Consider the following 23,335-nt stretch of genomic DNA (forward strand, 5'->3'; position numbering starts at 1 on the left):
CCACCACGCCGCCACCGACACCCTACGCCGAGCCACCACCGGAACCCGCCAACCACTACACTGACCGATGCTCACAGGTGGGGATTTTCAGCGAGCACAGCTGGGGACTTTCGATGAGCGCCGTCACTGTAATGAGTCACACCCAACAGGCGGGTGGACAAGCTTCTAATCAGGACACCCGGACGCAGAGGCCGAACCCGACTCGTCCTCGGACATGTCCTTTTCCAGACACCACGTGCGTGGGTCCGCTCTACCGAGAGTCACGAGTACGAGCCAGGTCCAGCTTCTCAGCCAGCCTCGGGCCGACCACACTCATTACAGCTCTACCCGCTCGTAAGTGAGCTCGTCGCCGACGGGATTCCCGTGGCGGTGACGTCCCGGGTACTCAAGCTCGCTCGTCAGCCCTATTACCGCTGGCGGGCCCACCCCATCACCGACGCCGAACTCGTGGAGGCTTACCGCGCCAACGCCCTGTTCGACGCCCACAAAGATGACCCCGAGTTCGGCTACCGCTACCTGGTCGAGGAAGCCCGCGATGCCGGTGAGCCGATGGCCGAGCGGACCGCCTGGCGGATCTGTGCCAGCAACCGATGGTGGAGCGCGTTCGGTAAGAAGCGGGGCAAGAACGGCAAAGTGGGCCCGCCCGTCCACGACGATCTTGTCGAGCGCGACTTCACTTCTGATGCGCCAAATCAGTTGTGGCTCAGCGCTATCACTGAGCATCGTACCGGTGAAGGCAAGCTGTACCTGTGTGCGATCAAGGACGTGTTCTCCAACCGCATCGTGGGCTACTCAATCGATTCTCGGATGAAGTCCCGGCTGGCCACCGCAGCGCTTCATAGTGCGGTGGCACGCCGCGGTGAGGTGGCCGGTTGCTTCGACCGCTTGAACCCAGTCAGTTCAGATCAACGAGATTTGTGCTCGCGTTGGGCCGTTACGAGATGGTCGGATCGATGGGACGGGTCGGGGCGGCCGGTGACAACGCGGCTATGGAGAGCTTCTTCAGCCTGTTGCAGAAGAAGGTTCTGGACCGCCGCCGGTGGGACACCCGCGACGAGCTCCGGATCGCAATCGTCACGTGGATCGAACGGACCTATCACCGGCGCCGACGCCAGTCCGGGCTCGGGCGGTTGACCCCGATCGAATTCGAAGCAATCATGACCACACCGGCCAGTCAGGCCGCGTGACCAAAACTGTCACCTAATCGTGCAGCAGACCCCATTGGCGATCTTGGGGTCAAGCGACGGGGAGTCGATCAGGTAGCGCAACGCTAACCGGTTGTCGTACGTCGACAGGAGGTCGATGACTTCTTCGCGGGCCGCGTCGGTGAGCCCGATCCACGCGGAAGGTATGGCGGTGAAGGCGAGGTCGCGGAGTGCGCGGTCGTCTGGTCTTGTCATGATCGTCACCTCTTGTAGCTTCAGGCCGATGTGGAGCAGAGCCCCAATCCCGAGAGTTCTGACGGCCGATCATTTAACGGCTTTCACGGGGGAAACCCTGCTCCACTACAAAAGATAGCTTGCCGAGGGCAGGGGGAGCAGCCGTTTAAAGAGAAGCAGGGTCAGCCCGCGCGTTCAAACGGCCGGTTACTGCACAGCTAGCGCTGGGGACCCTGCTCCCGCTGGCGCAGGGCGTTGACCCCGCGTTTTCTGACGGCCTGTTATTTCAAGGCTGGCGCGGGAACGCCCTGCTCGCTCGATGGTAAGCCAGGCGGTGTAGTCCGCGCACGGAGTCATTCGTCTTCTTCGAGTAACAGGGTGATGCGGTGTCCGGGCTGCGAGATCCGCGGATCGCCGGCTTCACCTCTGTGGACGGCGGACTCGGATCCTGCTGCTCGACGGTTTCGCCGGCAGAGTTGCTGCCGGCGACAGCTTCGTCGCCGAACAGGAAACAGAACAGCTCACGACGCTGCTCGGCGTCGACCCTGGCACGACCGAAGATGATCTCGGTTGCCGGTCTGTTGACTTTCAATGACATCGGGGGCCTGGGGAATCGGGAGGGATCCGATCTGGTCCTCAGAGAAGTTGGACGTCTGGCGATAAAGCCTCCGGTTGAACGGTCGAGTGAGACGGCCGAGGCCGGAAGGGACCAGAACATGGGCCCGCGCGGGTGCCGCATCGCGAAACATGTCGGGATCTCCGAGGCCTGCCTGCATCGCCGGCTCAAGATCGCCGACCTGAGGATGGTGGTTGGTTACCTGCTCCCGAGAGGTGGTGCGAATCATCTGCGCCATTTGCTTGTTTCCATCCGTATGACCGAACTACCCGATGCCGTCGCCTCCACCGCGCTGGTTGATCCGGTGCTCCTGTCGGAGGCGCTGAGACCAGTGATCGAATCAACCGCGCTGGAAAGGGAATTACGCAGTGCCGCACCTCGGCGGCTGCGGGATGCATTGCGGGATGCGGGGGCGTTTCGCATGCTGACACCCCGAGAATACGGTGGTAGCGAAACGCCGTTGACGACTGTGCTCGGTGTCTACGAGGGATTGGGGCGGCTGGACGCGTCCACGGGATTGATTGTCTGGAATGCAAACTTCGGCTTCATCGGTGCATTGCTCAGTGATACGGGTGCACGGAAGATCTTCAGCAGCGCGCAGGAACCGATTCTGGCGAACTCAGGGCGAGCCGGCACTGCCGAGATCGTCAGCGGCGGATACCAGCTGAGCGGTGAATTCCCGATAGTGACAGGGGTTGAGTCTGCAGACTGGCTCGTGGTGTGCGCCATTGTGACTCGCGGCGGAGATCCGTGTCTGGTCGATGGTGTTCCGGACTTGCGACTGTGCGCGGTGCGCTCGGGTGACTTCACCGTCGAACAGACCTGGAATGTCAACGCCATGCGGGGCACCGGTAGTCACAATGTCACGATTCACGACGTTTTCATCCCTGCGGATCTTGTCACGCCGCCGCTGCCAGAGCCACCGCGGATCAACCGACCGCTCTATCGTGGCTTCATCCCCACCCTGGTTTTTGCCGGTTGTACTGCGGTCACTCTGGGTGTTGCCAAATCAGCGGTCGACGAGTTCACTTCCCTGGCGGAGCTGACCACCTCGTCGAAGGGCGGGTTACGGGCCGACGACATGCACTGCCAGTACACGATCGCCAAAGCAGACACCGCGATCGCTGCAGCACGGCTGCTGTTGTTCGACACGGCAGGGGCGCTGCAGATCGCTGCTCAACGAGGCGACGAAGTGACAGTTCAGCAGCGGGCAGCATTCCGTGCTGCAATGTGCCACGCAGCGGAAGTCAGCCGGGAGGCCTTGGTCGCGATTTACGAAGCCGCAGGCTCATCAGCGCTATACCGGGACAACCCGATAGAGCGCATGTTCCGCGACGGCATGGCTGCTTTGCAGCACGCCAACCATTCGCGACGCTTTCTCGTGGCTGCGGGGCGGGTGCACCTCGGCCGGGAACCAGGGTTGCCCCTGTTCTGAGTTGCGTCGCTTTCAGCCCACCACAGCGTGCTCAGCCCGAACCCCTGCTGATGTCTTCACCAAGGGTGGGTCTGCATCGTACTACCAGGAAGGCCACGGCTGGGAGTATCGGGGCCTGTCTATGTGAAGACCGTGCGCAGTGGATAGTCCTGTGCGCCGGTGGAGTTCGTGGAAATCTCTCGAAGGGACCATACAATGCAGTCCTCGACTGTTCGTGCCGGTGCCCTCGTGAGGAGCCGCTTCGGCGCGCTGCTTCTCCTCGTGATCGTGACGGCAACCGGTTGTGCGAGTGCGTCGTCCGCCCCGCGGAGGCTGTCCTTCCTAGGACAGCAGCTGGTGGCACCGGGAACGATGGTCGATGGCACGGTGGTCGGCGGGCTCTCCGGCATCACCTACGATCCGGATCGACAGATCTATTACATGGTCAGCGACGACAGGTCTGCAAAGAATCCGGCCCGGTTCTACAGTGTCCGTATCGATGTGTCACCTCCAGCGGGTCTGGGACCGTTGCGGTTTGAGTCTGTACGGCCGTGGCTAGATGTTGATGGCGCACCCTTTGGGCCACTCGATACCGCCGCGCACCCGCCTGTCGTGCCGCCCGATGCCGAGGGTATCGCTGTGGATACCCGCCGACAGCGGCTGTATTGGTCAAGCGAAGGTGAACGTCTCGTCGAAGACGGGGGCGCACCCGTGCTGGCCGATCCGTGGATTCGGATAGCCGATTTTGACGGCCGCTACCTCGGTCAGTTCACTCTTCCGGACCATTTGACGACAAGTGCCGAGAACAGGGGGCCGCGGCAGAACCTCTCGTTGGAGGGGTTGACGCTGACCCCGAGTGGGCGATGGTTGTGGGCGGCGATGGAGGCGCCTCTCTACCAGGACGGTGAGCTTGCGTCGGAGGCGCAGGGGGCGCTGACCCGGTTGACCCGTTTCGACGCGGAGACCGGACTGGCGACGGGTCAGTACGCCTATCCAGTGGATCCGGTGTCGGCCGGGCCCGGCGGTGATAACGGTGTCTCGGATCTTGCCGCGCTAGGGGACTCTTCGTTCTTGGTGATCGAGCGGGGATTCAGCACCCACAACACCGTCCGAATCTATCAAGCTGACATCGGAGACGCCGAGGACGTATTGCATCGCAACAGCTTTAGCGGTCAACCCGTTCGTGCGGTGACCAAAAGGCTGGTTGCCGATCTCACTGGAACGGACGATGTCGCCCGGATCGACAACATCGAAGGAATCACGTTGGGACCCAGGCTTTACGATGGCCGACAAACTGTTCTACTGGTCAGCGATGACAACTTCTCGCCGAGGCAGGTCACGCAGGTGTTGGCGTATGCCTTGGCGTTTCGCTGGTAGTCGCGCAGCGGGGCTCGTCAGCGTCGTTCGCCCATGGCGCCTGGCGAAGGCCACGACGGGCGCTGCTCAAAGCGGGTACGAACAGAGTCTCGACCGCAGTGGGCGAGGGTTTTTGATACAGGTCGAAGCAACTCGTGGACGCCGATCCACCAGGCGGCGAGCCGGATCGCAGCAGAGCGCAGCAGTTTCATCGTTCTCCAATCGAGTACCACACTGCCGGAGGTGTGGCGGTGTCAGGGGGTTTTGCTTCAGAGCATGGCCAGGGCGGCACGCAGCTGGTCATCCAGATTGTGGCCATCACGTGTATAGAGAGGCCCGCACCCGTTGGTGAGTACTTGTCGCAGGCGGGCCATTCCTCTGGCATTCACGGGGTGTGGCGAGTGCAGTCGGAGCGTGATCGCGTCGATCGTTTCCTCGGCTTCGGCGACATTGCGCCGGTGGACCGGGACAGTTGCAGCCGTTGTGGCGCGGCCCTCACGCGCTTCGATCACAGCGCGCCGAAGTGCTCGCGCCGTCACCTGACGTTCATTGACGGACTCGAGGTGGGTGGCGCGGAGGCCGATCGCGCTGTCAGGTGGGCCGATGATGCCCATGGCCAGTTGTCCGTCGAGGTGCCCCGCGAACAGGCGAGCCGCCAGTCGGACGCGTAACGGGAGCCGGCCGAGGGGGCCGCTGGGGATGTCTACACAGCAGTGAGGGGAGACGAAGGGCGGGTAGTAGGTCACAGAGACTCCTCCGGTGGATGGTCGTTAAATCGGTGTTACATACGTTGAGACGTGTCGGAGGCGCCATTCTCTTCACCGGGAGACTGACATCACCGACAGCGGCCGGCGACTTCTCATGTGCCAGGGATTGTGTGAGTGCACCAATTCGCCAGGGGCAGAGCGGTTCACGACGGAGCCGATGCGCACTTGTATTTACAAGTCGTTGACAGTTCACCTGCGACATGCAATATATTAGCGATCGGGAACCACTCGGGTCGATTCGGGCCCGCAGGGTGCACCGCGATTCGGGGAGGGGACAGATGATGATCAAGACCGTTCTGACGACAATGACGAACCCTCGGCGTAAGTCTGGCCATTGGCTCGCAGACCATGCAGATACTGGGTATGGCTCAAATCGCAGCGCAGAAACCGCAGTTGCTGCCCGAGACCTTGCTGGTGTCAGCACAGTCGGTCTTGGATCAGAGTAACGGTCACATCGCCCAGGAGACGGTTGACCGGATAGGGGTGGCTGTCAGGGGAAGGCCCACTGCAGAGCGCTGGCGATCGACGATATCGACGGATTCGTCGCCTCGGCTGGTCATCGGGGTGACACCGGGGTGATTGGTACAGCACGGCGTTGTACACGTCGCTTGATGATCCGGCGGCGATGTGGCGCGATCTGCGAGGAGGCATCCGCCCATCGAGCAACGCTTCTGTCAGCGGGCAGCGGATTGGCGGTCTACGACGACGCGAACTGGCGTACGGCTGCTGCCGCCGGGATCACCCGCTTCTTCGAACCTTTCACGGCCGCCGGATACGTGGTGATGTCGGCGGCAGGACTCAGCGTCCTGAATGTCTTTGTACTCGGATTGGTGCAGCGCCGGGCGCGAGCGCGCGGTTCTACGCGCAATCGAGGCTACGCAGCGGCTCGAACAAGCCGTTCTGCTCACGCACGCGAGCCTGCTGCTGATCGTGGTTTCGGTGGCAGGCGGATTGGGCGGGATCGGACTCACCTACCTTCAGTCCCTGGGATCTCCAGCCAACTACGGCATCAAGATCGAGTGGGGACTGTCGGCGACGTCCCTCAGCACAGGCGTCTCGACACTCGCGGTGTTGATCCTGACTTCAGCCGCCCTTCCAATGGTCCACGCTGGACGACTGGAGATCGGTGACCAGTTACGAACCACCGCATGATCGTTATTCACCTTCGGAGAGACTCACATCGGAGGCCCACTGCGTGATGTGGACATGCTGACGACCATCAGTTCTCAGTGAGGGGCGGGATTCGGCTCCGATGCCGGGGGCGCGGATTCTCCCCACAATCTCCCGACTGTCGCCAAGTAGATGCCAGTGCTTGCCGCCAGTATTGCTGTCGGGGCCGCCGGTGAGACGTCGCGGGTGAGAAACATTGGGACGGTGCATTGTTCGAACGGGGGGTCTTGCCCCGGCGGCCGGGCCCTTCAGCGTGATGACGAGCTGGGATCGGCGCCCACGCTGGGGCCAGAGCATGACCACAACGCGACGATGCGGGCGGTGCACCAACCAACAACGAGTTGAACGAGAGCTGACATGACAACCAGAGTGAGCTGTGACCAAGCACCGGGCGGCCAGACTTGTCTCGACTTCGAACAGGAGGTGATGCCTTTGGTGGACGATCTGCTTCGACGTGCCACGGCCTACACGCAGAATGTGGCCGATGCCGAGGATCTCGTTCAAGAGACGCTACTCAAGGCCTACCGGGGTTTCGAGACATTCGGCCAGGACCGCCACCTCAGAGCCTGGCTGCTGCGCATAATGCGGAATGCTTGGATCAACAACTACCGCGCCGGCCAGTGCCGGCCCGCGGAATCACTCATCGGTGATCTGGCCGATGGATACCTCGACACCGCATCGCGGTGGTCACTCCATGAGCGCTCCGCCGAACACCTCGCGTTGCGCGGGGTACCTGATCCGGGCATTGTCGCGGCTCTGTCAGAGCTCCCTGAGAACCTCCGGATGACAATGTATTACATTGCCATTGTTGGGCTTTCCTATCGTGAGGTCTCCGAAGCGATGAAAGTTCCGCCGGGCACTGTCATGTCGCGGATGCACCGGGGTCGGATTCTGTTGCGTCGATCTCTCGGCACGCACCGGGGCGAGTCCGGCAGCAGCGCACACATCACACCGTGTCCTGCGCACTGAGGGGGCAGAGCAGTTCTCGGCTGAAGGCGTCTCTTGCCTCTTCAGTGCGCGGCGAGCTGGATTACTCTGAGGTCGGTGAGAGCGCTGACGTATCGAGCGCCGGTCAGATCGTCAGGCAGAACGAGGCGGGCTTCGGAAAGTGGGACCTCATCCTCCGACCAGGCAACAAGTGCCGGGCGGGGTGCCAGGGCCGGTGATACTTCTGCCCAGGAAAGCGTGACCGAGTATCCGTCGGCGCCGGTGGCGAGAACGGCGAGGGTGATGTCCGGATGTTTCGCCCCCGGGATGAGGAGTGGCTGCGCGGCGGCCAGCAGTGTGTCGACCGGGGCCCCCAGGTACGAGTGTGATTGCATCCCCGATGCGGTGTGGAATGTCACGGACTCGGTGCGGCTGGTCAACGCGCGCAATGAATCTGGTGTGAAAGCCAGAGGGTTGTGCACGTCACCGGAGATGTTGACGTCGCCGGCGTTGTGCACCGCTTCTGGTGAAGGCTGTGCCTGCGATGTGCCTGCTTGACCGAGTAGCAGGGTGAGGATCGTGGTCAGGACAGCGACGACGCGCTTCAGCACTGAGGTGCATTCGGTGGTGGTTTTGGCGTCGGCCATGTGATGATCCCCCTATTTCGGAATGCAATATATCAGTCTTGGCTGCGCCTGGGCGCGGCAGGATTTTCGGTCCCGCTGGCGCGTGCGCAGCGCCCGGTCCTCGACGGATTCACCATGTCAGGAATCGGAGAGGGAAATCCCTGGCCTCACAGGGCGTTGCGCTGGATTTCGGTGAGCGGGCGCTGCTTGTCTTCGTGGCCCACCGGTGTGGTTCCGGGTCTTGCCTGGTGTACCTTCAACGCGAGCTGTAGAGGAAACCACTCCGAAGCGGCGAGAATGTCGAACCCGCTGAGTTGGGTGGCGCGACCAAGCCTCTGGTTCAGGGTATTCCGGTGAACATAGAGACTGCGCGCCGCGGCGGTTTGGCTCCGGAAGTGAAGGAACGCCGCCAGGGTGTCCAGTAATTCGGTCCCTTTCACCCGGTCGTATTCGGCAATTCTCGCGATGGCAGTCGCATAGCGATCACGAACCGAACTGGCACCCGAGACCCGGCTCAACAACAGGTGATGGCCGACGTCGTCCAATGTGAACACTCCGTTGGGGCTGGTCAGCGAACTCCCGATCGCCATGGCCTCCCGTGCTTCGGCCAACGCGTGGTTGAACTCCTCGATCGCCGAGACCGGACGGGAAATGCCGAAGGTGAGGGCGGTACCGGTACTGGAGCGGAGGTGGGAGCACACTCGCAACAGCGGCGTGCGGAGGTTATCGACGGCGTCCGCTTCACCGTTCCACGGGACAAGCGCCACGGTTTGATGTGATGTCACCGAAAAGTGGGTGGTTGCAGGGATTTCGGGCACCTCGGCCATCAGCTTTTCGAGTCGGGGATTGATCTTGACCGAACTGACATCCACACCGGGCAACGGTTGTGCGGCGACGCTGCCCACGACAAAGATGTAGCCGTAGGCGTTGTCGAGCCCGAGTGCGGACGCTCGTCGTCGTAACTCGTCGGCATTGGTCCGCCCGGCGGACAGATCTCGTAGGAACCAGGTCAGGCCGTGGCGCTGGGTCAGTTCTTCGGAGACTACCGCCAGTTTCAAGGCCACAGCGGCATGGTTGGCGATCGTCGCCACGGTGGCGACGTCGCCGCTGGCGAAGGGTGCGTTCCTGAGGCGGTAGCAACCCAGGATTCCGAGTTCGTCGGCACCGACTCGGATTGCGGCCACCGTCACTGAATGGGAGATCCCAGTCAACACTTGGCCCACTTGTTCACCGGCGGCTCGCCAACTCAACCTGCCGTGTCGGATGTCCTGATCGATGTTGAGCAGGTTGTGCCGAACGGACTCGAACACCTCGCGTGACGTTCGATCAGCCGACGGTGCGACGGCCTTGATGTGCATTCGGTCAGCGCCCGAGGGGTCGGTGACGACACAGACGGCGAAATCGGAATGGGTGGTGTCTCGGGCCAGTTCGGTGGCGCAGTCGAGGGCGCGCGCAATCGGCGCCCCCGAGGCAACTGTTGCGGCCAACTCGGCAACGCCGTCCGCCACGAGGGTGAGGCGGCGCGTGGCTTCGACGAGCCGAGCAGTCTCGAAGGTGCCGGCGACCAGCGACGCGACGCGTTCGACGAACGGCACCTCGTCAGGGTCGAAGGGGTGACCATTCGTGGCCCAGACCGTGACACACCCCAGCAGTTCTTCCTTGGAGGACACTATGGGAACGGAGAAAATCGCGCCGTACTGTTCTTCCCCGATGCCCGGGTAGGCCAGGAAGTGCGGGTCTTGCGACAACTCGTCATGGATCAGATAGCTCTGGCGTGACGCGGCGACCCACCCCGTCACTCCCTCTCCGTAGGCGACGCGAAGGGTGCCGACCTGACTGGCTGCCGGGCTCTCTGTCGCCCCGGCCAGCACCAGCTCGTTGGTTTCTGGATCGAAGACATAGAGGTAAACGTCGCGATTTCTGCGACCCCCGGCGATAGCTGCGGCAATCTTCTGGAGCACCGTGGACAGCTCATCGGGGGAGCGAAGCGCGTGTGCGATCTCCTGCACCGCCCTCAACTCGGCGTCAGCCATCCCGGTGTCGGCCATGGCTAAGGGTAAGCCGCGGCCCCCGTATCGCACAGTGCAAGCCGCAGACATGTGGCTAGATTCGATCGAAGTACCGCTTCACTTCCCAGTCGCCTACGGCTTCGCGATGACGATCTCGCTCCCAGATACGAGTGGCGAGGTAGTGGTCTACGAACGTGTCACCGAAAGCTCTGCGGGCGAGCTGGCTGGTCTCGAATGTGGCAACGGCCTCTGCCAGGGAGAATGGCAGCTCGGTGCCGGGCTTGTCGTATGCGTTACCCGCTACCGGTGCCGGGGGTTCGAGCTCGTTCTCGATCCCGTGCAATGCGCTGGCGATACACGCAGACAAGGCCAGGTAGGGGTTTGCGTCGGCTCCCGGGAGCCGATTCTCCATCCGGCACGACCGCTCGTCGTTTGCGATGACGCGCAGTGCTGTGGTGCGGTTGTCTTCGCCCCATGCTGCCGAGACCGGTGACCACGATCCTGGAACACGCCGTTTGTAGGAATTCACCGTCGGGCAATAGAGAATGGTGAACTCACGCATCGTCTCCAACTGCCCCGCCAGGATGTGTCGCATCGTGGGTGATGGACCGTTGTCGTGCCACATCGCGTTTCGCCCCGATTCGCCGGTCCGGACCACGCTTTGGTGGATGTGGGCACTGGAGCCAGCCGAATCGGTGTTGACCTTGGCCATGAACGAGGCCAGTAGACCGTGCTGCTCGGCGATGCGGCGAACGCCGTTTTTGTAGATCGCTACGCGGTCGGCTGTCTTGAGGGCGTCATCATGTTCGATATTGATTTCGATCTGACCGGCGCCATACTCGGTGTTCGACGCGAGTATCGGGATGTCGCACGCGCGCATGCCTTCTCGGATGGCACCGATGACGTCCTCGAGCGCCGCGGCACGGTGCAGACTGAACGTTGCGATCCCCGGCGTCGCTGGCGTGAGGTTGCGGAATCCTTTTGCTGCTGCCGATTCCGATGTCTCCCGGTAGAGATAGAACTCGATTTCGTAACCGGCCGTGAAGCGCAGACCCATGGCGGCAGCCCGCTCGACCTGCCGTTTGAGGACGGTACGAGGCGCGACCTCTACCGGTGTCCCAACGGCATCAGTGACATCACAGAGCACCATTGCCTGACCCGGGTCCCACGGAATCGGCCGGATGGTCGACATGTCGGGTCTGAGCACGACGTCGGAATAGCCGGTTTGCCAGCCGGAGAAGCTCAGGCAATCCATCAACGTGTCTTCGATGTCCCAGCCGAAGACGATGTTGGGCACCGTCGACCCGTGGCCGGCGATGGATTCGAGGAAGAAGTCGGCGGGAACAAATTTGCCCCGCAGCACGCCGTCGATATCGGGCATCCCGAACTGGACCGTACGAATCTGGTGCCGGGCGAACAGTGCGCGTACCTCGGCGACAACAGCCTCGTCGGCGCTCAGGGGGTTGGCAGCGTGCGCCTGTGTATCTGTCATCGTGTTAGCTTTCCGGACCAGCCGGCCCATTGCGGCACGGCGCCTCATCCCGTCTCATTGCTGATGAGTCGACCTGCCGACAGCGCCGTAGCCCGCCGGTGTCTGTCATTTGCCCAACCTAACCGCCCGACAGTCATCAGGCAGCGTGCAGGTTGCCCACATTTTCGTGGCATCCCTGTTCGGCACTGACGGTGCGCCGTACTTTCGGACAGTGCAAGGCCAGGTGGCGAGGGTCGAAAACCATTCTCTGAGAGGAATCAGCGTGTCGAACTGGTCGGATCTGACTCGCGAGGAGGTCGGTATGGCAGCGCGCTCAGGTGCGGTGGCCGTGTTGCCCATCGGTGCGGTTGAACAACATGGGGATCATCTGCCGACCGGCACCGACGCGTTGTTGGTCGCGCAAGCAGTCGAAGACGCAGTGGCGCGGACCCGAGATATCGCTTTGCCCGTTCTCGCGTACGGCTGCTCGTTGGGGCATACCGAACACTGGCCCGGCACACTGTCACTGAACGTCGCGACGATGACTGCGGTGCTGAGCGACATCGGCCGATGGGTACACGCCTCGGGTTTCCGTAAGCTCGTGGTGCTCAACTCCCATGCCACCAACGGACCTCCGTGCCAAAGTGCGCTGCTGACTTTACGGTACGAGTTACCCGCGCTGCGAACGTTGTTCGCTTCGCTCTACGACATCACACCTGCAGCCAGAGCCGGATATCACGCCGATGCGGAGGACCCCCACGCAAACGAAGCCGAGACATCGATGCTCTTGCACATCGCCCCGGAGCTTGTGCAGGGTGACCGTGCAGTCGACGAGGTCGATCGGACGGTGGGTCGCGTGCTGACCTACCCGATGCCCGAGGTGACCCTGAGCGGGGTCGTGGGCGCTCCGAGCGAAGCGAGTGCGGTCGCTGGAGATGCGCTGTTCAGTGCCATCGTTGACGGGATTGCCGACCTGCTTGCCCGCGTTCGAGCTGAAACCGACCCGCTGTCCGAGTAGCCCGGTACCAGCGCGGTATCGCACGTCCTTGTCTAACAACGCGATCGTCGAGAATCGTCGTGATCGACGGGGCTTGTGACGAACATCGCTCTCCCTCAGCGATTTTTGGCCAGAACTGAACGTTTTTCCGATCGGCTACGTCGATACATGTGTGATCATCGAATACCTTTCGTCGATCGGTGTCCGGCATGTGTTTGGCGTGGGTGGAGCCAACATCGAGGACCTGTACGACGCCGCGCACTTCCGCGACGACATCACCGCGGTCCTTGCCAAGCACGAGTTCGCCGCTGCCGCTATGGCTGATGGGTACAGCAGATCCGGTGCCGGGCTCGGGGTGGTGATGGCAACCTCGGGCGGGGCCTCGTTGAACTTGGTGCCGGGCCTGGGCGAGTCCTTGGCCAGTGGGGTCCCGGTCCTGGCATTGGTCGGTCAACCTCCCAGTGGCCAGGATGGGCACGGAAGCTTTCAGGACACCAGCGGTCGCAACGGTTCTCTGGACGCGCATGCGCTCTTCTCGGCGGTGTCGCTGCACTGTGAGCGGGTGATCGATCCGGCTGACACCTTTGGTGCGCTGTCCCGGGCGGTTGCTGCCGCTCGTACCGGCGGCCCGGCGGTTGTCCTGCTCCCCAAAGACATCCAGCAGAGCCGCCTGCGGCTCGATGACATGCTTGTCGACAGATCCGGCCACGCCACGGTCGATCACGGTGCAGATCTCACGTTGCTCGCCGGAGAACTGGCCCGCGCTGTCGGCCGGGTGACGATCATCGCCGGTGAACAAGTGGGTCGAGACGACGCACGCGAGGACCTGGAGCGGCTTCGCGTTGCACTCGGCGCCGAACTCGCCACGGTTCCTGACGCCAAGGACGTCAGCAGATCCGCGACGCTCGGGGTCACTGGGGTCATGGGGCATCTGGGTGTGGCAGACGCGGTGCGACGAAGTCAGGTGTGCCTAGTGATCGGCACCCGGCTGGGGGCAACCGCGCGAGCAGGCCTCGATGATGCGCTGGCAAGCGTGACCACCCTGTCGATAGGTGCCGAGGCGCCTTACATTTCCTGCCGCCACGCTCGATCGACCGATTTGCGGGTGTCGCTGAGCACACTGACGGCTGCCCTGAGTGCCGCAGGTTCGGACCCACTGCCTGAGTTGTGGTCGTCCGTGCATCGCGGACCGGGCATCCGCTTGCCTGAGCTACGGCCGCCCGCGCATCGGGGGCCGGGCATCCGCTATCGGGAGGCGATGGCTGTCCTGGATCAGATGCTGCCCGACGACGTCGACATCGTTGTCGACGCGGGCAATACCGGAGCCTCGGCAATCCACTATCTACCTGCCCGGCCGGACGGTCGATTTGTCGTCGCGCTGGGGATGGGTGGGATGGGGTACAGCTTCGGGGCTGCCATCGGCGTAGCGTTCGCCAGAGGCAGGAGAACCGTGGTGATCGCCGGCGACGGCTCGTTCTTCATGCACGGCATGGAGATTCATACAGCGTGTGAGTACCGGCTTCCGATCACCTTCGTGCTGTTCAACAACAACGCGCATGCCATGTGTGTCACCCGTGAACAGATCTTCTACGCCGATCAATACAGCTACAACAGGTTTCGGCCCAGCCGTCTCGGTGGTGGGCTCGCGGCGATGTTCCCCGGTCTGTCCGCCTTGGACATCTCTGAGATCAACCACCTGCCCGTCGCGCTCGAGGCTGCCTTGGATGTCGACGGACCTGCCGTGATCAGCGTCGAATGCTCGGCCGACGAGATCCCACCGTTCGCCCCGTTTCTGACCGAAACGAAACCCGCTGCACCTCAACGACAGAACAAGGAGAACCAGCACCATGTCACTGCCGGCGCTTGACGATATCGTCCGACCCCTGGACGGGGTGACCAGAATCGAGACCAGCCCGCGAGAGCAGGCGACCCCGATCATCATGGAGATGATGCGGTCGGTGTACCCACACGAACAGGTGTACGGCGACTATTGCACCGTCAACGACTACATCGACTGCCCGCCCGATGAGCTCTTCGAATATCTATCGGACACCAGAAGTCTGGAGGAGTGGACCTACAGTCTGCGTGGATTCACCCCGACGGAGCAGCCGGGCCTCTGGCTGGCATATGACAGGCTGGGCACCGAGACGGAGATCTACACCCGCACGGTGGCCAACGCCGCTGCCCGCACCGTGGACTACCACTGTGCCTGGGATCAGGGCACCCATCTCTGGATGATCTACCTGATGCGCGTCGTCGACGCGCAGACGGTGCTCAACAAACCGGGCTCGGTGGTGTTGTGGACCAACTGCCGCCACCCGTTCTACGACCAAAACCCGTACCCGGAGACCGCGCCTGCCGGGCGGCCCGTGTGGGTCGGCGACTTCTGGGACATGTTCGGACCCGGGCATCTGTTGGAGTTGCAGAACCTCAAGGCCATTGCCGAGTACCGCCACCGCACCGGACTGCCGATCACGCCGGACTGGATGAAGAAGGATCCCGAATGACCGCCGTCAGCCTCATGGACGTATCCACCTACCTACCCGCAAACAGGGTTCCCGCCCAGTACTACGCCGATTTCGCTGGAACCGACGACCTCCGGGAGAACCTGATGTTTCGGGCGCCGGAGTATCGCCATCACGTCGAGAAGGACTGGACCAACGTCGACATGGTGGAGCAGGCCGCCGCGGGTCTCCTGGGCCGCCACGGCGCAGACGTGTTGGCTGACGTAGACGTGTTACTCACGCATTCTCAGCTTCCGGATCTGCCCATCGTGGGTGCCGGCGGCGAAGTCGCCCACCGCCTTGGCATGCACCCCGAGTGGATCATCGATGTGCACAACGGCGGGTGCGCGGCATTTGTGTTGATGCTCAAACTTGCCCGGCAGATGCTTGCCGCCGGGGCAGGACGGACTGCACTGATCGCTGTGGCGCAAACCTGTGCGGGGAAGGTGTTCGATCAATCGGAGGTTCGCAAGAAAGCGCAGTCCTCGGTGCCCGGCGACGGCGCGGCCGTGGGATTGCTCAGAGTGTCCGACGAGTCGCCGATCCTGGATGTGGAGTGCCGATACTACGGTGAGTACGCGGGGGACATGACGCTGGCATCCGACCCGCCGCGGCAATGGTGGCAGGCCGGCGCGGGCCAGGGGTACGTCAGTTTCAACGAAGCCAAGATCACCAAGGTGCTGTCGCGGGGAAACCGTTTGGTTCCCGAGGTCGCGCTGGCGGTCTGCGATCGCATCGGCGTCAAATCCAAAGACCTGGATCTGCTGGTGACCAACCAGCCCAACCGAGTCTTCCTGCGGAACTGGAATGAGGCGCTGGAACTTCCACGAGAGCGCCACCGTGACACGTTCCATGAATGTGGCAATCTCTTCGGCGTTGGCATCCCGGTGAACTTCGAGGCCGCTATCAACGACGGCCAGATCAAAGCCGGTGACACCGTGATGATGGCCGGATTCGCTCACGCCGGTGACTTCGCTGGGGCTGCCGCGATCCGTTGGGGTGGCCGACCATGACGGGAGCGCTACACGCCATCAGCGACGCCGTTCCATCTCCTCAGCCGGTAGACCCGATGGCGTTGTCGCTCAACGAGAATCCGTACCCTCCACTTCCGTCGGTGCGCGCCGCCATCGTCGAGAGCATCGGTGCAGTCAACCGCTACCCGGAATTCCTTCCCGAACGGTTGCGTCGGGTCATCGCAGGACACGTCGGGGTCCGCAACGAGCAGGTGGTGATCGGCGCCGGTGCCACCGGTGTCGCCATGCAGGTACTGAACGCGGTGACCACCCCAGGTGACCGGATAGTCTTGGCGGAACCGACATTTGATGGATATCCGATTCTCGCGCGGATGGCCCACCTGACATCTGTCGCGGTGCCGCTTGACCGTTGCGGTCACCATGACCTGGACATGATGGCCGACGCCGCCACTCAGGCCAGGGTGCTGGTGTTGTGCCGGCCGCACAATCCGACTGGCACCATGGAGTCAGCCGCCAGCGTCCACCAATTCCTGTCGCGGGTGCCGAGAGACACCATTGTGTTGCTCGACGAAGCCTATATCGAGTTCGCTGCTCCGCAGCGCCGGCTGGAGACCCGGTACCTGATCAAGAAGTTCCCGAACGTCGTTGTCGTACGGACATTTTCGAAAGCCTACGGACTGGCGGGGATCCGCACCGGCTACGGCTTTTGCGGACTCGATCTGGCCCGGACCTTGTGGACGATGCAGATGCCGTTCGGCGCGGCGATCACCAGTCTGGCGGCGGTGACAGCCTCGTACGAAGCCGAGAACCAACTGCAACGACGGGTTCGGGCGATTGCGGATGAGCGGAGCTACCTGCGCTCTCGTCTGAGCGCACTCGGTGTCGTCAGCAGCGACTCACATGCCAACTTCGTCTATCTGCCCCAGCGCGGCCGGCCGTGGTCGGACGCTTTTGTCGACACGGATCTGCGCATCCGGTCCTACGCTGACGGTGGGGTCCGTATCACTGTCGGCGAACGCACTTCCAGCCGTGCGGTTCTACGGGCGATCACTGCTTCGTCGCGCTGAGTCCGCCATGCCATCCCGCATCCGGTGGATTCCGGCGGACGGGCTACTTGTCCTCCGGATGCGGGATAGAGCATCGCCTCCTTCGCGGGAAGAGAGCCGCTGGACAAAGTCGGGGCGCCGACGTTTGTTGTCTAGCGCAGAACAGCTTCGATGATCGACAGGTGACTCGCCGTCGGAATCGCCCGGTTCACCCGGAATCCTGCTGTGTCCAGGAGCGTGTCGTACTGCGGCCGGGTGCGTTCATGCCCGCCGGCGAAGATCAGCATGTCGAGATCGAGGAACTTCGACAGGTGCGGCTTGTTGTTGGACGGTAGTACGGCTTCGATCAACAGAAGTGTCGCCGTGGGCGCCATGGTTTCCCGGATACGGCCCAGGATCATCCGGGCATGGTCGTCATCCCAGTCATGGATGATGTGTTTGAGAACATAGAGATCCCCGCTCGGCGGCACTGTGTCGAAGAACGAACCGACTTCGACATCACTCCGGTGACCGACCCCTGCTGCAACAAGATGCTCGCGGCTCTTCGCTTCCGTTGAGGGGATGTCGAAGAGCACACCGCGCGCTTCGGGCGCCGCTTTCAGTATCGCGGAAAGGAGCCGGCCATTTCCGCCGCCGACGTCCACTATCGAGCGTGCTCGCGAAAAGTCGTACGCGGCCAGTATCGGGGGGATGACCAGCGAACTGGTGCAGGACATCGCGTCATTGAATACCTTGGCCACCTCGGGCTCGTGACCGAGGCATTCGAACAACGTCATGCCATAGCTTGTTTCGATGCTGGACCGCCCCGTGCGTACAGAATCAGTGAGCCGACCCCAGTGTTCCCAGTACAGCGGGTGGCTGAGCAACAGGAGAAGCGGTCGCACCGACATCGGCGTGTCACTGCGCAGCGTCTGGGCGGTTGCGGTCAACTCGAACGTTCCGTCGGTCCTATGGACGAATATCGACTGCATGGCCAGTGCGCGCAGCAGTCGATGAGTTGCCGCGGGGTCGGCGCCGACACGGGCGGCAATCACCTCGGCGGTAAGTGGACCGTCTGAGAGAACGTCGGCAATTCCCAGCCTCGCGGCCGCATAGATGGTCTGTGCGGTGGCGACTCCACCCATTGCCGCGTCGAGAATGCCGACTGGCGGCGGCACCATCTTGAAACTTGCTTTCCGGAGCCCGTTGCGGAGTGTTTCGACAGATCGCGCCAACCATACGGGCGGCACTCGCCCCGCAACCCCGGCCCCGAACTCGCGATGTGATGAAGGGGCGGAGTGGGGTCGAGAACGACTGTTGGGAAATGGCATTCGTACATCCTCCGCTGGCGCTATGGTCTGAACTGCTGGCATAGGAGATAACACGCGCCACCTTGATTCCCTTCGCCACATGCTGACGTCGCCACGACTGAAGGTTCGGGAAACCTACCCGCGATTGCCGGTGGGTATTGCAGCGATGTCACCGCATTCGTTGAACCCGAACCTGTCATGGAGCCGAACCAAGATTCGAGGCGCCCACCAATTCCATGGGCCGAGCGCATGAATGAAGGCGGGCACCAGAATCATCCGCACCAAGGTGGCGTCGACGAGCACGGCCAACGTGAGGCCAACACCGAACATCCGCATGAAGGACACCTCCGCGGTGATCAACGCTGCGAACGAAATCGACATCACCAACGCTGCTGCAGTGATCACCCGGGCAGTGCGAGCCAATCCAACAGCAACGCTGTCGTCGTTGTCGTCACGGGTGCGACCGCTCTTGAGCCAGTGTTCGCGGATTCGCGACACGAGAAACACCTCGTAGTCCATCGACAGGCCGAACGCGATGCAGAACAACAGCACCGGCACGTTGGCGACGAGGGTGCCGGTTGGCGTAGTGCCGAGGGCCCCCAGATGGCCATCCTGGAAGATCCACACCAGAGCCCCGAATGTGGCTGTCAGTGAGAGCGCATTCATCACAAGTGCTTTCAGAGGAAGCACGACGCTTCCGGTCAGCATGAACAACAATGCGAACGTGACCATCCCGATGAACCCCAGCACCATGGGCAATCGTGACGTGATCGCTTTGACGCTGTCTCGGTTCACCCGCGCCACACCGGACATCTCGACATCACGACCGCCGGGGCCCGGCACGGCCTCGAGCCTGTCCAACTGGGCCTCGGAGGCATCGGAGAACAACGGAGCCGTGCTGCTCACGGTGAGGAAGACGCTGCCTCCAGCGGCACCCGTCGGTGCCGCTGGAGGACCCGACCAGTGCCCCCCGACAAACGTCCCAGACGGGGCTGCAACCATGGAAACATCTGGCACCTGAGATAGTGCGACAGCGTAGCTATCAATGATCGTCGCCGGCAGCCCGTTGGCGTCGGGGACGACGACGGTCACCGAAGTGTCGGTATTGGCGGCGAACGAGGAGCGCAGATCGTTACCGACTTCGTGGGCGGACGCCGACGGTGGAAGCACCCGTTCGTCCGGGAAGCCCCATCTCACGCCGACAAACGGCATTCCCAGCAGCACCAGCAACGTGGCTACGGCCAGACCGAGCGGAATCGCGCGGCGCATCACGAATCGCGCTGACCGGTGCCAGAACTGTTCATCGAGAGCCGTGGTCGCGGGCGCTGGCCGACGCAGCATTCGCCGCGCAAACATGCGTACGTCGAGCGAATCGACCCGGGTGCCCAGCAGCACCAGGGCTGCCGGTGTGACCACAATCGCCGCACCAGCAGAGAATGCCACCGTGGCGAGGCCGGCAAACGCGAACGATTTCAGAACGTACATCGGGAACAGCACCAAGGCGGCCATCGACAACGCCACTGTTGTCGCGGAGAACACCACGGTGCGACCGGCGGTGATCATGGTCTGAACGAGCGCGCGCTCCGTGGTTCCACCATCGGCCAACTCGTCACGATACCTGCTGATGATCAGCAATGTGTAGTCGATTGCCAGTGCCAAACCCATTGCCGCGGAGAGGTTCAGCGCAAGTACCGAGACGTCGGTAACGACAGTGATCAGTCGCAGTACCGACATCGATCCGACGATGGCCAGTGCGCCCACCACCATCGGCACAGCCGCGGCCAGCAGCCCGCCGAATATCCAGACCAGCACCAGAAAGCTCAATGGCACAGCGATGACTTCCATCAGCAACAGGTCACTCTGAGTCTGCTGATTGATCTGCGCGTACGTCATCGCTGAACCGCCGGCACGTACCTGGACGCCTTGGTATTCGGGAACAATGTCATCCGCAACGGTGTCGGACAGCGTTTGCGCATATCTCGGCGCGTCAGTCACGCCCCCGGCCAGCTCGGCGACAATCAATCCCGTGCCACCGTCCCTGCTGAACAGGTTGACCGCGGACGCCGGAGGGGACGTCCACGGCGACATCACGCTGGTCACATTTGGATCGTTCTCCAGGAGGTCGACGATGTCCCGACCCGCGTTGCGAGCCACCGTGCCATCTGCACCGTTGTCCACGGTGAGGGTGAACATCAGTTGCATGTCGCTTCGGGAGAACTTGTCCTGGAGTAGCTGCTCAGCCCGCGCCGACTCCGAATTGGGATCTTGAAAGCCGCCTGAGGAGAGACTTTTCGCGACGGGCAGGCCAAAGATGGCCGCACCGATCATCACCGCAACCGAGAGGGCGACGACGCGCCGGGGAGCGGCGAGCGCCAGCAGCGCGATCCGGTGTAGCACGATCCATCCCCTCCGCCCCTCGAGAACACCACAAAAAGCAGCGTGTAAGCGGTCCCGACCGAGTGGCGGCGGGGAGCAGCCTCGCCGCCGTCACTTAGGACAACAAGGCGAGGACCAGAAAGCTTCGGTTCCACAGCGGCGATGTGGGTGTCGCCATGTGATCACCAGCTGATCTGATTCAACAGGAGTTGGCACGCGCTGCCGACGTCATCGCGATCCCTGGAGGAGGAAGTGCGGAATTGTCTGTCTCCGTGATTGTTACAGAACAAGACGATGACGGAGACTGCCGAACGCCATTGCTCAGCAGTCTCGGCCTCCTCTCAGCCGACCATTGCCCTGACACTCGTCCATGGTGCCGACGAACCGATAGCCACGGCCGCGAATCGTTCGGATGTAACGTTGCGATTCGCCGTCGTCGCCGAGGACTCGGCGCGCCATTTTGATGCGGCTGGTGAGAGCGGCCTCGCCCACGAAGCGACCTCCCCAGACACTGTCGAAGAGTTCAGTCTTGGTGACCAGGCGGTGGTGGTTGATCACCAAATGTGTCATGACATCGAATACCTGGGGCTCCATCGGAATCACGACCCCGTCGCTGCGCAGTTCGTAGCGCGCCACATCGAGGACAAACTCATCAAAATGCCACGCGCCCAGGTCAGTTGTGGACATTCCGGCCAAGAGCACAGTCACGTTGTTCCTTTCGAAGAGCTCGCTGTCGAGCCGGTCGACCGGTACGACGATCGCGGCCGCCGAAAGGTTCATTGAGGGTCAGATCCACGGGTGAGGCAGGAGTTACAGCCAGTGGGTGAGGGCTTATCGGACGCGTCGACCTGCCCGGGTGTAACACTCGATCGTGGCCATCACAAAGGCTCCGCTGCCACGGCCGGAGATGCCCCGGACCGAAGAGTTGAACCGTTCTGCGTGTTTGACGATCTGATACATCATCACTCCATGCAACAAGGGGGGCGGTCCTTCTCAGCCATGAACGCAGCCGAGACCCGTGCACACGCACAACACCACGTGTCAGTCCGGTGTGGATGACTCGTCGCGATGCGGAATCACCGCGAGGCGGCGGGCATGTCGACGAACTCCTCATCAGGATTCATGAAGAGCACTCCCAGGCGCTTCTTCGGTATGTGCTGCGGCTGACTCGAGGAGACCGGGAACTCGCCGAGGATGTCGTTCAGGAAGCCCTGCTGCGCTTGTGGCAGAAACCCAGCCTCCTGACCACACAGTCCAGCGAGTCCGTGCGGGCATGGCTCCACACCGTGGCCCGCAACCTGGTGATCGATGACCGACGCAGCTCGCGCTACAAGCGTGAGCTACAGACCGACAGCGTCCCCGAACAGCACGCGCCAGACAGTCTCGGGCCGGCAGTCGACAAGTGGGTGGTGGCCGAGGCGCTTCGCGCGTTGAGCCCGGAACATCGCGCAGTGCTGGTACGGGTGCACTACCTGGGTCAAACCGCGGTCGAGGTCGCTCGGCAGGAACACATTCCGCCAGGCACCGTGAAATCTCGTCTGCACTATGCACTTCGGGCGCTGCGCGTCGCCCTGGAAGAAAGGGGAGTGGCCCAATGAACTCCGATGGCAACATGTCGGACTGGGATGCTGCCTACGTTCTCGGCGCACTTACTCCGGAGGAGAGGTCGGAGTACGAGCAGCTTCGCGCGGCCGAGCCGACGAACATCGCGGCGCTGACAGACTTCGCGGACACAGCTGCTCTGCTCGACCTGCTGTCACCGCAAGAAGCGCTGGCATTGCTCGACGAGGCTGTTGAGGGTGCGCCAATTCCCGAGGTGGCACCCGCAATCCTGCTGCCGGCATTGGCGGCGGCGGCCGAAAAGCGCCGGGTCCGGTCCCGTCGTGCCGTCATCGCCAGCGTCTTGGCGTCGGCAGCGGCGTTCCTCCTCATCGGAGGAATCATCGGATACAACTCGATCGGCGCTTCCCCGTCTACCGGCGTCACATTGCAGGCGATGGCACCCGGGCAGCGCAAGGGAGTCAGCGCATCCTTGGCCGTGACAGGCGAACGGTGGGGAACGAGGCTGGACTGGCAATGCCAGTACACCAAAGACTGGGCTTCGACTGTGACCAGTTACGGCCTCGTTGTGACCACCATCGGCGGAGCAGAATCGACGGTGGCCACCTGGAGCCCGTCCGGGCACGAGGCCTCGGGCCTGGCGGCGGCCACCGTCATCCCTACCTCCGAGATCCGCAGCATCGAAATCCGGGAAACAGGCACAACCACACCACTTGCGGTCACCACGCTCAACTAGCGCAGCGTCCAGAGCCGAGAACAGGTTTCGAAGAGCAAGGCGAATGAGCGTCGGGCAGCCATCAGGGCTAGTCGCCAGGGGAAGGTGCTCGGAGACAACGAACCGGGAGCCGAGTGCG

General features: G+C 62.6%; 19 protein-coding genes and 2 pseudogenes. 12 read left to right on the forward strand and 9 right to left on the reverse strand.

The genetic code is table 11. From position 1 onward, the window contains the following. Positions 1-321 precede the first annotated feature (321 nt). Positions 322-1,187 (forward strand): annotated as a pseudogene (locus tag WBB07_RS20810) (IS3 family transposase); the annotation flags it as partial. Between the two features lie 9 nt (positions 1,188-1,196). Here WBB07_RS20810 and WBB07_RS20815 read toward each other — a convergent pair. After that, positions 1,197-1,400, reverse strand: a complete 204-nt coding sequence (locus tag WBB07_RS20815; RefSeq protein WP_526310260.1) for a hypothetical protein — start codon at positions 1,398-1,400, stop codon at positions 1,197-1,199. Between the two features lie 265 nt (positions 1,401-1,665). Beyond that, positions 1,666-1,977 carry a hypothetical protein gene (locus tag WBB07_RS20820; protein WP_526310261.1) on the reverse strand — a complete coding sequence of 104 codons (312 nt, stop codon included), beginning with the start codon at positions 1,975-1,977 and terminating at the stop codon, positions 1,666-1,668. A 118-nt stretch (positions 1,978-2,095) separates the two neighbouring features. Between WBB07_RS20820 and WBB07_RS20825 the strand changes: the two genes are divergently transcribed. Together WBB07_RS20825 and WBB07_RS20830 are read left to right on the forward strand one after the other, a co-directional pair. Continuing rightward, a complete protein-coding gene (locus WBB07_RS20825) occupies positions 2,096-3,430 on the forward strand; it encodes an acyl-CoA dehydrogenase family protein (protein WP_526310262.1) in 1,335 nt (444 codons plus the stop codon). 159 nt (positions 3,431-3,589) lie between these two features. Beyond that, the gene (locus tag WBB07_RS20830) at positions 3,590-4,786 is read left to right on the forward strand and encodes an esterase-like activity of phytase family protein (RefSeq protein ID WP_526310263.1); all 1,197 of its coding nucleotides are present in this window, start codon (positions 3,590-3,592) and stop codon (positions 4,784-4,786) included. Positions 4,787-5,034: 248 nt separating this feature from the next. On the opposite strand, the gene WBB07_RS20835 is transcribed toward WBB07_RS20830, so the two are convergent. Beyond that, a complete protein-coding gene (locus tag WBB07_RS20835; protein ID WP_526310264.1) occupies positions 5,035-5,511 on the reverse strand; it encodes a hypothetical protein in 477 nt (158 codons plus the stop codon). Positions 5,512-6,342: 831 nt separating this feature from the next. On the opposite strand from WBB07_RS20835, the gene WBB07_RS20840 reads away from it, so the two are divergent. Both WBB07_RS20840 and WBB07_RS20845 read left to right on the forward strand, forming a co-directional pair. Further along, a complete protein-coding gene (locus WBB07_RS20840; protein ID WP_526310265.1) occupies positions 6,343-6,684 on the forward strand; it encodes a hypothetical protein in 342 nt (113 codons plus the stop codon). A 375-nt stretch (positions 6,685-7,059) separates the two neighbouring features. After that, positions 7,060-7,671, forward strand: coding sequence for a sigma-70 family RNA polymerase sigma factor (locus WBB07_RS20845; RefSeq protein WP_526310266.1), 612 nt, complete (start codon positions 7,060-7,062; stop codon positions 7,669-7,671). 41 nt (positions 7,672-7,712) lie between these two features. Here the strand turns inward: WBB07_RS20845 and WBB07_RS20850 are convergent, their stop codons facing one another. From WBB07_RS20850 to WBB07_RS20860, 3 genes are all read right to left on the reverse strand, one after another. Continuing rightward, positions 7,713-8,276, reverse strand: coding sequence for a molybdopterin-binding oxidoreductase (locus tag WBB07_RS20850; protein ID WP_526310267.1), 564 nt, complete (start codon positions 8,274-8,276; stop codon positions 7,713-7,715). 146 nt (positions 8,277-8,422) lie between these two features. Then, positions 8,423-10,303 (reverse strand): helix-turn-helix domain-containing protein, encoded by a 1,881-nt coding sequence (locus WBB07_RS20855; RefSeq protein ID WP_526310268.1) that lies wholly within the window; start codon positions 10,301-10,303, stop codon positions 8,423-8,425. A 55-nt stretch (positions 10,304-10,358) separates the two neighbouring features. After that, positions 10,359-11,756 carry a glutamine synthetase family protein gene (locus tag WBB07_RS20860; RefSeq protein ID WP_526310269.1) on the reverse strand — a complete coding sequence of 466 codons (1,398 nt, stop codon included), beginning with the start codon at positions 11,754-11,756 and terminating at the stop codon, positions 10,359-10,361. 262 nt (positions 11,757-12,018) lie between these two features. Here WBB07_RS20860 and WBB07_RS20865 point away from each other — a divergent pair, with 262 nt between their 5' ends. The 5 genes from WBB07_RS20865 (at position 12,019) to WBB07_RS20885 (ending at position 17,277) form a co-directional block, all read left to right on the forward strand. Further along, the gene (locus WBB07_RS20865) at positions 12,019-12,753 is read left to right on the forward strand and encodes a creatininase family protein (protein ID WP_526310270.1); all 735 of its coding nucleotides are present in this window, start codon (positions 12,019-12,021) and stop codon (positions 12,751-12,753) included. A 115-nt stretch (positions 12,754-12,868) separates the two neighbouring features. Beyond that, on the forward strand, positions 12,869-14,599 hold the full coding sequence (locus tag WBB07_RS20870; RefSeq protein ID WP_526310318.1) for a thiamine pyrophosphate-binding protein: 1,731 nt from the start codon (positions 12,869-12,871) through the stop codon (positions 14,597-14,599). Continuing rightward, the gene (locus tag WBB07_RS20875; protein ID WP_526310271.1) at positions 14,580-15,239 is read left to right on the forward strand and encodes a DUF8713 domain-containing protein; all 660 of its coding nucleotides are present in this window, start codon (positions 14,580-14,582) and stop codon (positions 15,237-15,239) included. The genes WBB07_RS20870 and WBB07_RS20875 overlap by 20 nt, the downstream gene beginning before the upstream one ends. After that, positions 15,236-16,249 carry a 3-oxoacyl-ACP synthase III family protein gene (locus WBB07_RS20880; protein ID WP_526310272.1) on the forward strand — a complete coding sequence of 338 codons (1,014 nt, stop codon included), beginning with the start codon at positions 15,236-15,238 and terminating at the stop codon, positions 16,247-16,249. Before WBB07_RS20875 ends, WBB07_RS20880 begins: the two co-directional genes overlap by 4 nt. Beyond that, entirely contained in the window at positions 16,246-17,277 is a 1,032-nt protein-coding gene (locus WBB07_RS20885; RefSeq protein WP_526310273.1) for a pyridoxal phosphate-dependent aminotransferase, read from the forward strand. The genes WBB07_RS20880 and WBB07_RS20885 overlap by 4 nt, the downstream gene beginning before the upstream one ends. 131 nt (positions 17,278-17,408) lie before the next feature. Here the strand turns inward: WBB07_RS20885 and WBB07_RS20890 are convergent, their stop codons facing one another. The 3 genes and pseudogenes from WBB07_RS20890 to WBB07_RS20900 form a co-directional block, all read right to left on the reverse strand. Continuing rightward, a complete protein-coding gene (locus WBB07_RS20890) occupies positions 17,409-18,416 on the reverse strand; it encodes a methyltransferase (protein WP_526310274.1) in 1,008 nt (335 codons plus the stop codon). Positions 18,417-18,680: 264 nt separating this feature from the next. Further along, positions 18,681-20,942, reverse strand: a complete 2,262-nt coding sequence (locus WBB07_RS20895; RefSeq protein ID WP_526310275.1) for an MMPL family transporter — start codon at positions 20,940-20,942, stop codon at positions 18,681-18,683. 348 nt (positions 20,943-21,290) lie between these two features. Continuing rightward, positions 21,291-21,608 (reverse strand): annotated as a pseudogene (locus WBB07_RS20900) (winged helix-turn-helix domain-containing protein); the annotation flags it as partial. Between the two features lie 368 nt (positions 21,609-21,976). On the opposite strand from WBB07_RS20900, the gene WBB07_RS20905 reads away from it, so the two are divergent. Then, the gene (locus WBB07_RS20905) at positions 21,977-22,519 is read left to right on the forward strand and encodes an RNA polymerase sigma factor (protein WP_526310276.1); all 543 of its coding nucleotides are present in this window, start codon (positions 21,977-21,979) and stop codon (positions 22,517-22,519) included. After that, complete coding sequence (locus WBB07_RS20910; RefSeq protein ID WP_526310277.1) at positions 22,516-23,217, forward strand: hypothetical protein; 702 nt, start codon at positions 22,516-22,518, stop codon at positions 23,215-23,217. The genes WBB07_RS20905 and WBB07_RS20910 overlap by 4 nt, the downstream gene beginning before the upstream one ends. Positions 23,218-23,335: the final 118 nt, after the last annotated feature.

This window comes from Mycobacterium sp. (assembly GCF_049647605.1).
Lineage (GTDB): Bacteria > Actinomycetota > Actinomycetes > Mycobacteriales > Mycobacteriaceae > Mycobacterium.